General features: G+C 55.2%; 13 protein-coding genes and 1 other annotated feature. Of the genes, 3 read left to right on the top strand and 10 right to left on the bottom strand.

Going from position 1 to position 14,506, the window contains the following annotated elements; genetic code table 11:
* The 5 genes from KH813_RS03405 to KH813_RS03385 form a co-directional block, all read right to left on the bottom strand.
* A partial coding sequence (locus KH813_RS03405; protein ID WP_303993244.1) for a methylenetetrahydrofolate reductase occupies positions 1-489 on the bottom strand: 489 nt, incomplete at its 3' end.
* A 41-nt stretch (positions 490-530) separates the two neighbouring features.
* Positions 531-770 (bottom strand) — a binding site (T-box leader).
* 75 nt (positions 771-845) lie between these two features.
* Positions 846-1,454, bottom strand: coding sequence for a hypothetical protein (locus KH813_RS03400; protein WP_303993242.1), 609 nt, complete (start codon positions 1,452-1,454; stop codon positions 846-848).
* Positions 1,454-2,500 (bottom strand): nicotinate-nucleotide--dimethylbenzimidazole phosphoribosyltransferase, encoded by a 1,047-nt coding sequence (locus KH813_RS03395; RefSeq protein ID WP_303993239.1) that lies wholly within the window; start codon positions 2,498-2,500, stop codon positions 1,454-1,456. Before KH813_RS03395 ends, KH813_RS03400 begins: the two co-directional genes overlap by 1 nt.
* A complete protein-coding gene (cobT, locus tag KH813_RS03390) occupies positions 2,481-3,557 on the bottom strand; it encodes a nicotinate-nucleotide--dimethylbenzimidazole phosphoribosyltransferase (protein WP_303993237.1) in 1,077 nt (358 codons plus the stop codon). Before cobT ends, KH813_RS03395 begins: the two co-directional genes overlap by 20 nt.
* Before the next feature lie 92 nt (positions 3,558-3,649).
* Positions 3,650-4,468: a neutral zinc metallopeptidase gene (locus KH813_RS03385; RefSeq protein WP_303993236.1), complete on the bottom strand. Its 819-nt coding sequence runs from the start codon at positions 4,466-4,468 to the stop codon at positions 3,650-3,652.
* A 164-nt stretch (positions 4,469-4,632) separates the two neighbouring features.
* Between KH813_RS03385 and KH813_RS03380 the strand changes: the two genes are divergently transcribed.
* Complete coding sequence (locus KH813_RS03380; RefSeq protein WP_303993234.1) at positions 4,633-6,048, top strand: aldehyde dehydrogenase family protein; 1,416 nt, start codon at positions 4,633-4,635, stop codon at positions 6,046-6,048.
* A 43-nt stretch (positions 6,049-6,091) separates the two neighbouring features.
* Here KH813_RS03380 and KH813_RS03375 read toward each other — a convergent pair whose 3' ends face one another.
* From KH813_RS03375 to KH813_RS03355, 5 genes are all read right to left on the bottom strand, one after another.
* Entirely contained in the window at positions 6,092-8,029 is a 1,938-nt protein-coding gene (locus KH813_RS03375) for a SpoIVB peptidase S55 domain-containing protein (protein WP_303993231.1), read from the bottom strand.
* 7 nt (positions 8,030-8,036) lie between these two features.
* Positions 8,037-8,342, bottom strand: coding sequence for an acetyl-CoA carboxylase biotin carboxyl carrier protein subunit domain protein (locus KH813_RS03370; RefSeq protein WP_303990261.1), 306 nt, complete (start codon positions 8,340-8,342; stop codon positions 8,037-8,039).
* Positions 8,343-8,386: 44 nt separating this feature from the next.
* On the bottom strand, positions 8,387-9,505 hold the full coding sequence (locus KH813_RS03365; protein WP_303993228.1) for a rod shape-determining protein: 1,119 nt from the start codon (positions 9,503-9,505) through the stop codon (positions 8,387-8,389).
* Positions 9,492-10,742, bottom strand: a complete 1,251-nt coding sequence (murA, locus tag KH813_RS03360; RefSeq protein WP_303993225.1) for a UDP-N-acetylglucosamine 1-carboxyvinyltransferase — start codon at positions 10,740-10,742, stop codon at positions 9,492-9,494. The genes KH813_RS03365 and murA overlap by 14 nt, the downstream gene beginning before the upstream one ends.
* A 142-nt stretch (positions 10,743-10,884) precedes the next feature.
* On the bottom strand, positions 10,885-11,250 hold the full coding sequence (locus KH813_RS03355; RefSeq protein WP_303993222.1) for a hypothetical protein: 366 nt from the start codon (positions 11,248-11,250) through the stop codon (positions 10,885-10,887).
* Between the two features lie 358 nt (positions 11,251-11,608).
* Between KH813_RS03355 and KH813_RS03350 the strand changes: the two genes are divergently transcribed.
* Together KH813_RS03350 and pepT are read left to right on the top strand one after the other, a co-directional pair.
* Complete coding sequence (locus tag KH813_RS03350) at positions 11,609-13,156, top strand: AbgT family transporter (RefSeq protein WP_303993219.1); 1,548 nt, start codon at positions 11,609-11,611, stop codon at positions 13,154-13,156.
* Positions 13,157-13,192: 36 nt separating this feature from the next.
* Positions 13,193-14,443, top strand: a complete 1,251-nt coding sequence (pepT, locus tag KH813_RS03345; protein ID WP_303993246.1) for a peptidase T — start codon at positions 13,193-13,195, stop codon at positions 14,441-14,443.
* The last annotated feature ends 63 nt before the right edge of the window (positions 14,444-14,506 follow it).

Here is a 14,506-nt window from a genome sequence, read left to right as displayed (position 1 = left end):
TCGCAAGCGGATCAAATCCGCCGTCAGGCTGCGAGCCTCCGTATGGCCTTCCGGATACGTCGCCGCACCGATACAAAATGCGTGCTTGGAGCGCACGTAAGCCACCAACTCATTGGCATAACGGAATCCGTCCGCGGGCGTTTCGCCGTCTTCTCTGTGATCGCCGCGAAGCAACAGCGTATTTTCAATTCCCGCCGCTTCGATCCGTGCCAAAATCTCCGCCAGTTCCGCTTGCGAATATCCCACGCAAGTCAAATGCATCAACGGCTCGATGTCCAGCTCCTTGCGGATATGCTCCGCCAATTTCAACGTCAACATACCGCGTGCCGCCCCCGCCGCACCGTATGTCACCGACATATAGTCGGGATGCCATTGGGCCAACTCATGCAATGTCGCCACCATATTGTCCAAATCGCCTTCCCGTTTCGGCGGGAACACCTCAAACGAATATAACGGCCCTTCTTTTTCATACTTGTCTTTGATTTTCATACGGATCTCTTTTCCTATAAAAAAAGCCCTCGCCCTGATTGCTCAGGGACGAGGACACTCGTGGTACCACCCTACTTCATCTGCGCTGCAGACCTCATTCATGTACGGCTCAAAGAGCGATACACCAGTGCAGTGACGGGCACACCCGGCACGACCTTGCCTTGCGGCTCAGCCGGCAGCTCCGAGGCCATTTTCCACAACGGTTATGATCGCCCGTTTTCACCGACTCGGGCTCTCTGTCGATCGTCTGCGTTGCGTACTCTTCTCTTCATCGCTTTTCACATATGTAAATTACAAGCATGATACCAAATCCGTCGACCGATTGTCAAACGCTTTGGAAAATGATCACGTACTTCTCACCAATCACCAATCCTACCGCGTGCACGAGCGGTATCACCAAATACGTAAGGACGCTCCTGTGTCCACGGCACCGGCTGTCGATAGCCGAGTGTCGCCTCCGTTACCGCATCACCGCAGATGCCGTAACCGACCCGATCGACAATCCGCTTACCCGGCATTTGTGTCGTCACCCATGTCTGCGCCAATACGGCGATCGCTCCCGCGCCGACGGATTCCGCCGCGACAACCGTCACTTCAAGATAATCCAATCCCAACGCAATGCCCGCCGCCAGCAGCCATTCGTCCGCTGTCAGCACCGCGCCGACCGTTTCCGCCTGAACGGCCAACGCGGCCAAGCGTTGCCACCCGCCCGCCGCTTCACCGTCCGTCGGCAAGGACGCACGTACCGCCGCGGCAGCGGGAGAAACGGGCAGCGTCGCCGTCACCGCGACATCACGCCCGACGATCCCGAGACAGGTGACGTCATGAACCGTCACCGTCGCGCGATCGTGGCACCACCGACGGTATTCGGCTTGCCAATATGCCGCCGGCACGCCGCAATCGGCAAGCGCACCGAGCCAGCCCGCCGGCGAAGAAAGCACCGGCAGATACAATATCCGTTCCATCACCGTACCTCTTCTCTCTGTCGTCCCTTGCCCGGGCCGTCTTCCGCCACCGCCACACCGGCGGCGCCGAACGTCCGCATCTCATTCAACATATCCAGTGATGCGTCAAGCAGGGACAGTCCCAATGTCGATCCGAGTCCTTGCGCCAACGTGAAATCATAATGCAACGCTGCCGGTAATCCCAACTTTTGCAATTGCAATTGGTGCAGGGGATCAGGATACGCCGCCGAGGCGAATAAGTAGTCTTTTACCCGCGGCGCGATCGCGGCCGCCGCTACTGCCGCCGCGCCGGTGACGCTGTTGTCAAAAACGATCGCCATATGGCGCGCCGCCGCACCTAAAGTAAGTCCCGTCAGCATCGCAATCGATGCGTTTCCGTAGCGCGCGAGCACCGTTTCCGGTTCCGTTTGCGCCAACGTCCACGCCTCACTTTGCACGGTAAAGCCCTGCGCCTGCATCGCCTCAGAAAGTTCCGGTCCTAAAAAAGCCGTCGTCACGGCAAGCGCCGCAAGCGCCCCACGAGCGCCGATGTCACCAAGCGCCAATGCTTCGACACCGCTGTGAGCCAATTCACCCGCCAGCGCGCCGCCGAAGGCAATCGCTTCCGCGCATGCTTCTTGCGTCAGCGCGTCCCCTTTGGGCAATGACTGACTGCCGTTTTGCATTTTATGCAGCATCACGCCCTCTACATGTTCGGTATCCTGTTCCAAACCGACATCCGCCACGTATACCGGCGCTTTCAGTTCGCGCGCCAACGCCGAAACGGGCGCCGCGCCGCCGGCAATAAGCATCAGTTCCGCCAGACTCCGTTGCCCGTGATCCTGATTCTCCGGACTGTCGACCGCCGTATCTGCGGCGGCAATGACGATGGCTTTTTGCAGGCGCGCCGGTTTTTTACGGCAGGTAATACCGGCGATGCGAATCGCCATTTCTTCCAACTGCGCCAATGAGCCCAACGGTTTGGTAAGGTTGTCGACGTACTCGCGGCATTGCTCCATCACTGAAGTATCGAGCGGCGCGATTTGATCATTCCATGCTTCCAACATCGGCGTTACCTCCCCGCATCATTTCTTCCTTTGTCAGGCAATCATTGTAAATCGCCAGCGCGTGTTCAAGCATGCGCATCTGCACCGATGCGCCGGAAGCTTCCCCGAGCCGCAAACCCAAATCGACGTAGGCTTCAGTCTGCAAGGCCTCGAGCGCCATGCAATGCGCTTTTTCCGCCGACAAATGCGACGCCATCACATAGTGACGACTGGCGGGAGCGATCGCTTTGGCGATATGCGCACAGGCGGTCGTATTGAAACCGTCGACGATGACCAGCGCATGGTGCGCCGCCGCCGCCAAAATAACGCCTGCGATCACGCCGAACTCAAAGCCGCCGACTTTCGCCAATACGTCAATACCGTCCGTTTTGTCCGGACGGTTCACCGTCAACGCTTTCGCGACAATTTTCTGTTTGCGCGCCAAACGTTCATCGGAAATATTCGTGCCTCGTCCCGTCACCTGCAACGCATCCCAGCCGCCGAACGCGCCGATGATCGCCGCCGCCGACGTCGTGTTGGAAATTCCCATTTCTCCGACGGAAAGCAACCGGTAACCGCGCGCGATGACATCAGCGGCCACTTCGATCCCCGCTTCGATCGCCTGGATCGCCTGCGCCCTCGTCATCGCCGGGCCTTCACTGAAATCCTGCGTGCCGTAGGCGATTTTTCTGTCCAAGAGTCCCGGGACTCCGCTCATGTCCGCATTGATACCCGCGTCAATCACCGTCATGTCCGCGCCGGCGTAATGCGCCATCGCGTTGGCTCCGGCGCCTTTGCTGATCAAATAATTTTTCGTCATCTCCACCGTCGTTTCCACCGGATACGCGGACAATTGATGACGCGCCACGCCATGATCTGCCGCGGCTAAAATCATCATTTTCTTGGGCGGTGTCGGCATGACTTCACCCACTACCGCCGCATATTGCACAACGATATCGCGCAGTTTTCCCAAGTTTCCGTTACCGAGCACCAAATCATCGGCACGCGACGCGGCCGCTTCCGCAATGCTCGGCGACGGCACTTCAATCTGCGCCACCGTTTTCTCCCACAAACTCATATGGTCCCTCCCATCATAATGACTTTATTATAACACGGCCATTTTGCCTTCTATTTTACGCAATAAAAAAGCGGACATGCCGCTTTTTATTTTCAAAGTTGTAATCCCAACGCGCCGAACGTATCGCCGTGACTGAAATCATGGTACTGCATGCCGCGCCGAAACCACGCCGCGCGCTGCTCACTGGTGCCGTGCGTAAATTCCTCCGGACGGATCTGCCCTTGCGTGATCTTCTGCAAATGGTCATCGCCGACCGTCTTGGCGGCATTGATCGCCTCTTCGATATCGCCCGCGTCAAGGTAACCTTTTTGCTGTACATAGTACGCGAATACTCCGGCCAAATAATCCGCGTGAAGCTCCAGCGCGACCGAGTATTTTTTCGCGTCCGCCTCACTCATTTGTTGCTGCAGCTTATGAACATGCATCAGAAGGCCCGACTGGTTTTGCACGTGGTGACCGACTTCGTGCGCCAACACGTAGGCCATCGCGAAATCGCCGCCCTGACCGCCGAATTTTCGTTGTAAATCGTTGGCGAATGTCACATCCATGTAAATGATTTTATCCGCCGGACAATAAAACGGACCGGTCGATTTGCCCGCCACGCCGCAACCGGAGCGCACCCGTTCTTCAAAAAACATCAGTTTCGGTTCTTCGTATCTTTCCCCGACTTCCGCGAACTTTTGGTGCCAAACATCTTCCGTGTCCGCCAAGACGACGCTCAACATATCTTCAAGATTACGACGCGCCGGATCGCTCGCCTGCTGTTCCACCTGTTGCGTCTGTCCGGCGCCCGCCATGTGAATTACGTCGGAGACGTCGCCGCCGAAAAACGAATAGATCAAAGCGAAAATAATTAAACCCAACCCGCCGATTTTCGCCGGTCCGCCACCGCGTCCCGTGTTACTGCTCATCCGTCTGCCCCGCCATTGCATTGCCGAAACCTCCTCTGTATTCGTCTGTTTTATTTTTATTTTAGCATATTTTGACGACGTTTTTCGTCCTCGCACCTTGTTTCCTATTTTAGATGCAAGTACAATAAAGCCAAACGAATCCATTGTTACGAAAGGAGCCGCCTATGAATTTTGAACGTTTATATATCAACGGGGAGTGGGTCACGCCCCAAAGCACGGAACGAATTAAAGTGGAAAATCCCACGAGCATGTATCGGTTCGCCGCCGTTCCCGTCGCCACCGACGCGGAAGTCGACGCGGCCTGTCGAGCCGCCGCCGATGCCGCCTGGCGTTGGCAGGAATCGCCGCTCGCCGCGCGGCTGACGATTTGCGAAAAAATGTTGGCGCAGCTGCTGACCCGCAAAGCGGAAATCGTCGATATTGAAATCAAGGAGCTCGGCGCGCCGAGCCAAATGGCTGAAAAGGTTCATTTCGATTTCCAGGTGGAACGCATGCGTACCTTCATGCGTCTGGCGCAAAAAATCGAATTTCGGGAAGAGTTGGAACATTCGACATTGTATCGTGAGCCGGTCGGTGTAGTCGCGGCCATTACGCCGTGGAACTATCCGCTCGGCCAGGTCGTGCAGAAAATCATGCCGGCTATTTTGATGGGTAATACCGTTGTTTTGAAACCGAGTCAGCACACGCCGCTTTCCGTATACTACTTGGTGGACGCGTTCCATCAGGCGGGATTGCCCAAAGGCGTGTTAAATCTCGTCACGGGTCGCGGCGGCGACGTCGGCAACGTCTTGGCTTCGCATCCGCTGGTCGACATGGTTTCCTTCACCGGTTCCACTACCGGCGGTATTGAAGTCGGCAAGCACGGTTTGGATTCGGTGAAAAAAATCCACTTGGAGCTCGGCGGCAAATCGCCCTGCGTGATCCTGCCGGGCGCCGATATCGATCAGGCGATCCGGGCCTGCTTCAATTCGCTCCTCTTGAATTGCGGCCAAACGTGCTCGGCGCTGTCTCGCTTGTTGATTCCGGAAGATCAAAAAGAAGCCATCGAAGCTCGCTTGGTGGAAATTCTGCGAGAATATCCGGTCGGCGATCCGCGTGCGGAAGGCACGAAGATTGGACCGCTGGCCAGTGAAAAACAATTCACCAAAGTGAAAAAATATATCGAAACGGGTCTTGCGGAAGGCGCGCGCATGCTCACCGGTAGTGTGCCCACCGAACCGATCGGCGGCTATTATGTCCAACCCGTGATTTTCACCGATGTCACCAATGATATGAAAATCGCGCAGGAAGAAATCTTCGGTCCCGTGCTGTGCGTCATTACGTACAAGGACCTGCCGGATGCGCTGCACATCGCCAATGATACGATTTACGGCCTGAACGCCGCGGTGCACGGACCGTTTGATGAGGCCGTCGCGTTCGCTCGCCGCATTAAATCGGGCAATGTGTATATCAACGACAGCGCACGCGATGTAACCGCGCCGTTCGGCGGTTACAAAATGAGCGGCATCGGCCGCGAAGGAGGCATCGAGGGTATTTTGGAATTTACCCAGAGCAAAGTCCTCTTTGATCATGACGCGTAATTTACGCCAATAAAAAAGAACCGCAACTGCGGTTCTTTTTTTGTCATTTTTTATCTTTCGACGGGCGCTTGGAAGGTTGCGGCTCTTTGTTCGCGTCTTTATCTTCCTGATCGCTGCTTTCTTCGGCATCCTTCTCCGACACTTTTTCCCGCAGCTGCGCCATGATTTCTTTCACCGCATCGCGACGGCGGCGATCGTTGGGCGCTACCACTTCAAATTCGAATTGGCCGTCGCCTTTGATAATGTACGGCATCGTAACGCGCGTTTTGGCTTTCTCGTCGTCATCTCCGCCCGCCATGGTATCCGCGTTTTTCTTCTCGCCCTTGTGCAAGTAATCCGGCAGCGTCTCTTTCACCGGCTCCTGCAACTGAGCGTGATGTCCCGCGGACTCTTCGTCCGGCACCATGCTGACATTGTCTTCCAAAATTTCCACGATCAGCTCGTTATTTTTGTCTTCCTTTTGCAGCTTATTCAGAAAATCGCGGAAATCTTTGTACGTTCGCAACCGATCAATAATTTCATCCGTCAAATTGAGTTGCTGTTTTTGGATCAGGTACGGCAACGGCACGACACCGCCGCCGCGCACTTCCAGCGTCATCGGTCCGAGCGGCTGATCGGCGGGCACCGTAAAGGCGAGCGCTTTGGAAAAAACTTCGCCGCGGTACGGACGCAGTTTGACACTGACATAGATGACGTCGCCCGGGCTGACAACGGCCGGTCGCGCTTTCGCGTCAACGATTTCCGCGACTTCTTTATCTTCCGTCAACGAAAGCGACAAATTGATGCCGCGCAACGCATATTTTTGAAACGGATTTTTCGCCAGCGCTTCCAGCACGTTGTACAGTTCATCGACAGAGCGTTCGCTGACGCTTTTCGACGAGTAGTACATATTATCGCGCTTAAATGTCGGCAGTGACGTATCCTGCGGCAAAAATTCATAGCTGAGTTTGACCGTGCCGCGACCGCCGCGATCAATCGTCTTTTTGACAAGATCGTACGCGGTCGTCGCCGCCAAAATCGGCGTCAAATCATGATCATCGACCATGCGCACATTCGCCGCACGATCCGTTTGCGTATCGCGATCCGTCACGTTGACCTGCATCGCCACGGCTTTCGGCGCGCGCCCCTCGATACCGGCAATCCCCGCGCCGCGATCCTGATAAATTTTACCGATCTCGCTGCCGATGGAGCCGATCTTAAACGCGGAATTCACTGACGGTACCACCGTGAAAATGTACGAATTGTGCATGAAATAATCCAATTCGCCGCGTTTTAAAAACGGATGCCCGAATGCCACGATACGATTTTCATCGGCGTACGTGACCGTACCGATCGCGCCCAATTTCAAATCGCCGGTGACGAGCGTCACCGCGACCGCGCTACCGGGTTGCAACGCATGCGGCGCGGCGTCATAGTTGCCAGCGCCGGCTGTCGCTTGCGGCTGCAATCCGAACGGCGCCAATTTTTGCGTCAGATATTGCAACGACTCGGGCGTAAATCCCGCCGCCATCAACGGCGTGCCCATCGGAATCAGCGGCGGCTCCACCGACGGCGCTTCGTCATGCGCCGCTTTATCCGGCAGCGCCCACAGTTTCAGCATGTCGCCGATCGGCGTCACCATGCCCACCGTGCCGTCCGCAAAACCCCAGCCGTACCCGATCGCGCCGACAAGTTTACCGTCAATATACACGGGACTGCCGCTCATGCCCTGCGCGATGCCGCCGGTTTTTTCAATCACCGGTCCGCTGACTTTGACCAAAATCAAATCGCCGGAAGGGCCGCGTTGTTGGAGTACGCCAAGCACATCGACGTCAAATTCTTCAATCGTGTCGCCCTGCACCACCGTCTTGGCCACACCGCGCATACCTTCCCGCACATCCGACGGCGGCATGATGTCGACCGCGTTGGCGAAGCAAGTTACTAATGTAAAGAGAAGCGTCAGCAACCATACCGATCGCCGACGCTTTTTGAATACGTTCATATCGCTCCTATTTGGTTTCCACGATCGCGACTTCATCGCCTTTGTTGATCGTTGCACCGACTTGCGTTTCCACTTTTGTCACTTTGCCGTCCACCGTAGCCCGCGCTGCCGGCATCGAACCGGCCAACGATTCGACGGAGACAAGCGGCGTGCCTTCTTTAACTTCCGTACCCACCGGCACGACATCGGTTACTTTACCCGTTAATACGGTTGTATGGACCACCGCCTGCGCCATGACGCCGACCACGCCCAATACAGCTAAAGCAGCGGCTAACAACAATGACGCGCGCATGCGTTTTTTGCTTTTTTTCATAGGTATCACCTCACATGCCTATTATATCATATTACTGTTGGCGTTTACGCGGAGTGCGGATTTTCAAAGCCCAGCGAATCGCGCAACAAAGGCATTTCCAAGAGCGCTTTGCCCGCGCCGATGGCCACCGCATAGAGCGGATCTTCGCCGAGATACACCGGCACGCCGAGAAATTGCGTTAAGTAACGATCCAAGCCGCGCAAAAGCGCGCCGCCGCCGACCAGCATAATGCCGTGCGACGAAATCCATTGACTGAGTTCGGGTCGCGTTTGATGCAACACTTCATGCAGGGCCTGCGCGATCTGATGCGCGTAGGGAACCAACGCCGGTCGCAACATAGCTGTTGTGATTTCCGTTTGCCGCGGCAAACCGGTTTGACTGTCTTTGCCCGCGCACAATGATGTGGCCGTCGCCTTTTCATCCAAATCGCAAAAACGTTGCTTCAAGCGTTCACAGGTAAGGGGGCCGAGCAATAATCCCGTTTCCTGCAAGACGATTTTCGCAATCGCCCGATCGAGATCCATACTGCCGAGCGGCAACACTTCCGTGTCCACCAAACCGTTAGCGTCGACCACGGCCAAATCCGTTTTACCCGCGCCCAAATCGGCGACCAGCAACCCCGCTGTTTTGGCTTTATCCAAATCGGCGCCGTAGGCCGCGGCGAGAGTTCCCGGCATACGCACCGCTTTCCGCGCGCCCAGAGCCGCCGCCGTGCCCAACAGAGCCGCCGCGGCGACATCGCTTTGCCGCCCCGCCAGCGTCATCACCAGACGCGGACGTTTCCATAAACCCGAAACCTGTCGCCCGACAAGTTCACGCACCAAGTGCGCCGCCGCGGAAAAATCCGTAACGACACCGCGTTCCACCGGTCGCACCAAGACAAGCTCCTGCGGTACGCGTCCGGCCAAGGCCGCCGCTTTCGCGCCGAGCGCGACGACTTCACGCGTTTCCCGATCGACCGCCAACACCGACGGTTCCCGTACCACGACACCCTCACCGCGTACATACACTACCGTATTGGCGGAACCCAAATCGACAGCGATATCCGTCGCGCCGACACCGGCCAGCCAGTCAAGCAGGGAGTGCGAATGACGTTGCCGCGTCGCGGGCGGTGTCCGCCGCGCGCTTTTACTCCGCATTGATGTGCGTTTATTTCCGAACAATGTCTGCTCCCAAACCGCTCAATTTTTCTACAAAACGGTCATAGCCGCGATCGATGTGATGCAGATGTCCGACCGATGTCGTTCCGTCCGCCACCAAACCGGCCAGCACCAAGGCGGCGCCGGCGCGCAAATCGGTCGCTTCAACCGGACAACCTTCCAGGCGTTCCACGCCTTCGATCACCGCGCTGCCGCCTTCAATTTTAATTTTGGCGCCCATGCGGGTCAACGCGTCCACATGCATGAACCGATTTTCAAATACGGTTTCTTTGACCACGCTCGTGCCTTCGGCAATCGTCGTGAGCGCCATAAACTGCGCCTGCATATCGGTCGGGAATCCCGGATACGGCAATGTTTTCACATCGACCGCCCGCAAGCGGTCCGGACCGACTACGCGAATGCCGTTGATATCTTCCACCACGGCCGCGCCCGCTTCTTTCAACTTCGCGACCAGCGGTTTGACGTGCTCCGCCAGCGCGTTTTCCACATACACATCCCCGCCCGTCATGGCCGCCGCCACCATAAAAGTGCCGGCTTCGATGCGGTCGGGAATGACATTATGCACGACACCGTGCAGTTCCTGCACGCCTTCGATGCGAATCACATTCGTGCCCGCGCCGCGGATGTTCGCGCCCATGCTGTTCAAAAACATCACGAGATCGACAATTTCGGGTTCTTCCGCCGCGTTTTCAATGACCGTGCGACCGTCGGCAAGACATGCCGCCATCAGCGCGTTTTCGGTCGCGCCGACGCTCGGGAAATCGAGATAAATCTGCGCGCCTTTCAAACCGTTCGGCACGACGGCTTCCACATAGCCGTGCCCCAAATTAATTTCCGCGCCGAGCGCGGCGAACGCTTTCAAATGCAAATCAATCGGACGAGTGCCGATCGCGCAACCGCCCGGCAGCGAAATTTTCGCCCGTCCCAGGCGCGCCAAAAGCGGCCCCATCACAAGGAACGAAGCCCGCATTTTGCTGACCCATTCGTACGGCGCCTCATAGGATGTCAACTGCGCCGCATCAAAGCGTAATTCATTGTCCGTTTGGGAAACGACGACGCCGAGCTGCTCCAACACTTTGCAAATGGTCGTGACATCTTCCAAATGCGGAATCTCCGGCAGGGTGCTCGGAGTAATCGGCAACATCGTCGCCGCAATAATCGGCAACACGGCGTTTTTAGCGCTCGACACGCGCACTTTGCCGGAAAGTCGGCGACCGCCTTTGATGAATAATTGTTCCAAACTGGTTCCTCCACTATCGGGGTTATATTGTATCGTAAATGGCAAAAATAAAATCGATATTTTTATCTGTATTCGAGATATTTATATAATAACAAGTATAGCACGCTATTTCAATCGGCTTGAAAATGCAAAAAGAACACGGTTAACCGTGTTCTTTTTCTGTTTCCCAATCGGAACGCACCACGTGTTCTCCGTTGTCGCTGAGAAAATCACCGATCATAATATACAGTCGCTGCGTGTCCACTTCCAAAGGTTGCGCCAAATCATCCGCGCCTAACGGCTGGATCAATGTGATATCCCGGTACACGGAAAACAGGTACGCCTCTCCGCTGTAAAAAGACGAGTCGTACTCGTAATCCAGCACTTCACTGATCGCCGTGCGAATCGCATTTCCCTGCGTGCGTACATCAACGGCAAACACATCGCTTAAAAGCCCCAAAGGCGAGGCAAATATATACATCGTTTCCCGCCGTCCGTCCAGCATGACCCGGCGCTTTTTATAATCCATAATCAGCACTCCAATTTGCATTCATTGTAAAATACTTTTCATAAAATTACAATAAATTACAATCTGAATCCACGTAAATGCCTCTTTCCGACAACCAAAATGTAAATTTTGCAGAACCAAACAGGCCCATCGTTATGACGATTGCCAAATTCGTATACTTTGTCGTTGAAATTTTTAACATTTTGATTGCTTTCCCGTAACACAAGCGTTTAGCGAGTTGCGTTCAGTGCATGAAAGCGCTGTCGGGCGCGTGCGAAGGCCTCGCAACGTAAGTTTGCTATTGCGATTTATGTCGCATAATCTTATACTAATGGACAATTGTGTTTTTATTATTTGTTGTTTTTTAGGATGGTGGATTATGAAAACTGCTGTAGCGCCGGAAAGACCCAAAGGAATTTTGGGCTGGATCGAGAGGGTGGGCAACCGCGTTCCCGATATCACGATTTTGTTTATCGGTGCCTTTTTGATTGTCTGCGTCATCTCGGCTCTGATGTCGCCGATTCATTTCTCGTATATCAATCCGGTCACCAAAGAACCGATCCGTATTATCAGCATGCTGGCGCCGAGCCAACTCGTCAAATTGATGACGAAGATGGTCACGAATTACTCCGGCTTCCCGCCACTCGGCATGGTCATCGTAGCGACATTGGGCATCGCCATCGCCGACGGCTCCGGCTATATCCGCGCGGGGCTGCGCAAGTTGCTCGCCGTCACGCCGAAAGCGGCGCTCTCGCCGATTATTATTTTGGCGGGTATGCTGAGCCATATCGGTCCGGATACCGGTTACGTGATCATCATCCCGATTGCCGCCTACATGTTTTACGCGGTAGGTAAGCATCCGCTCGCCGGTATCGCCGCATCGTTCGCCGGTATCGCCGGCGCGTTTGCCGCCAACTACACGCCGAGCGCGATCGACCCCGTTATCCAGGGTTTCACGCAAAGCGCGGCGCAGATTATCGACCCTTCGTATCAAGTCAACATTTTATGTAACTATTTCTACATGTTCGGCGCGACGTTCGCCGTCATCCCCGCCTGCTGGTACATCACCGAAAAAATTGTCGAGCCGTGGCTGTGGAAAATGTATCCGCTTTCTACCGATGCTGATATTGAAGCGGAAACGAACAAGCCGCTCACCGCAAAAGAAAATCGCGCGTTCTATGCCGCCAGCGCCTTCCTCATTTTATTCATGATCGGTTTATTCTGGGCGCTGTCCACGCCGGATTCCGTATGGCGCGCGCCGGACGGCACGATCGCGAGCTTTAAAGCACCGGTCATGCAGTCCCTGGTTTCGTTGATCTTCGTCATCGCCGGCGGTACGGGTTTGATCTACGGCATTATGTCGGGCAAATTCAAAAGTCCGAAAGATGTCACCCACGCGATGGAAGATATGACGCATACTCTCGTGCAATTAATCGTATTTTACTTCTTTGCGGCGCAGTTCCTGTACGCGTTCAACGCGTCGCAGATCGGCGTTCTGCTCGCCGTTTCCGGCGCGGACTTCCTGCGTTCACTGGCGATGCCGCCGCAGCTTACCATCGGCGGAATCATTATCTTCGTCGGCATGTTGAATTTGATCATTACTTCGGCTTCGGCGAAATGGGCCATCTTGGCGCCGATCTTCGTCCCGATGCTGATGGGTGTCGGCATCGCTCCGGAACTTACTCAGGTAGCGTTCCGCGTCAGCGACTCGGCGGTCAACGTCGTCACGCCGATGTTCGCGTTTTATCCTTTGATCATTACGTACTGCCAAAAATACGTCAAAGAGGCCGGCATCGGCACGTTGAGTTCCATGATGCTTCCCTATACGATCGGCTTGCTTGTGACATTGTCCATAGTCCTCTACGCGTTCTGGGGGCTCGACCTGCCGCTCGGCCTGCAAGCTTCGTACTTATATCCGCGCCCGTAAGCGCTTAATCAGAGAGGAGTCCTGAAATTGGAATACATGAGTCGTGAATCTTTACTGGAACGTTTCTTGCGTTATATCTCGATCCCCAGCCAAAGCGATCCGACCGTCAGCGAAGTTCCCAGCACGAAAATGCAGTGGGACATGGTACGCGAGTTGGAAACGGAATTAAAAGAACTGGGCTTGGAAGATATTCATGTGAGCGAGCACGCGGTGCTGACCGCGCGTTTGGCCGCCACCGCCGACGCCCCGGAAGGTACGCCGGTCATCGGTTTTTGCACCCACGTCGATACGGTGGACGTGCAGCTCGATCCGGAAATTTCGCCGCAAGTCGTGGAAAACTATGACGGCGGCGTCATTACGCTCAACAAAGAGAAAAATCTCGTGCTCGATCCGGAAACGGAAGCCGCGTTGAAAAATTACGTCGGTGACACGATTGTGACGACGACCGGCAACTCCGTGCTCGGTTCCGATGACAAAGCGGGCGTCGCCGCGGTCATGGGCGCGATCACCGAACTGATAAAAAGCGGCGCGCCGCACGGTGAAATTTACCTGGCATTCGTGCCGGATGAAGAAACCGGTTTGCGCGGCAGCAAAAAAATGGAACTCGATCGTTTCCCCGTTGACTTCGCGTACACGCTCGACTGCTGCGAAATCGGCGAAGTCGTTTACGAAACCTTTAACGCCGGTAGCGCCGTGATCAACATTCAGGGTATCGCCGCGCACCCGATGTCCGCGAAAGGCAACATGGTCAATCCGGTATTGATCGCCTGCGATTTCGTGCAGTATTTTGATCGCCTGAAAACGCCGGAAAACACCGACGGTACCGACGGTTACATCTGGGTGCAGGGCATTTCGGGCAACCAGTCGAACGCGAGCGTCGAACTCAACATCCGCGATCATCATCGTGACCGTTACCTCGGCTATAAAGATTACATCGAAAAAGCGGTCGCCTTCTTAAAAGAACGGTATCCGCGCGCGACGATCGAACTTTCGATGGAAGATGTCTACGCCAATATTAAAGACGCGAAAACGCCGGAAAACGAATTCGCCGTCGATCATATTTACACCGCGATGGAACGCCTCGGCATCACGCCGAAAACGCTTTCGATGCGCGGCGGCACCGACGGTTCATACCTGTCTTCGCAAGGCATCTTTACGCCGAACTTCTTCACCGGCGGTCATAATTTCCACTCGGTCTATGAATACTTACCGCTTAATTCCTTAGTGAAATCGTCGGAAATGGTTCGCACCATTATTGATCTCGTTCAGGAAGACGCAAAAAAATAACGCAATTAAAAAGCATCGCCGCAAGGCGATGCTTTTTTTGTGTCGTGAATATTACGCTTGCCG

Source organism: Negativicoccus succinicivorans (assembly GCF_018373335.1).
Lineage (GTDB): Bacteria > Bacillota > Negativicutes > Veillonellales > Negativicoccaceae > Negativicoccus > Negativicoccus succinicivorans_A.
The sequence above is the reverse complement of the archived record's forward strand: the minus strand, read 5'-3'. Positions and strand labels throughout refer to the sequence as shown.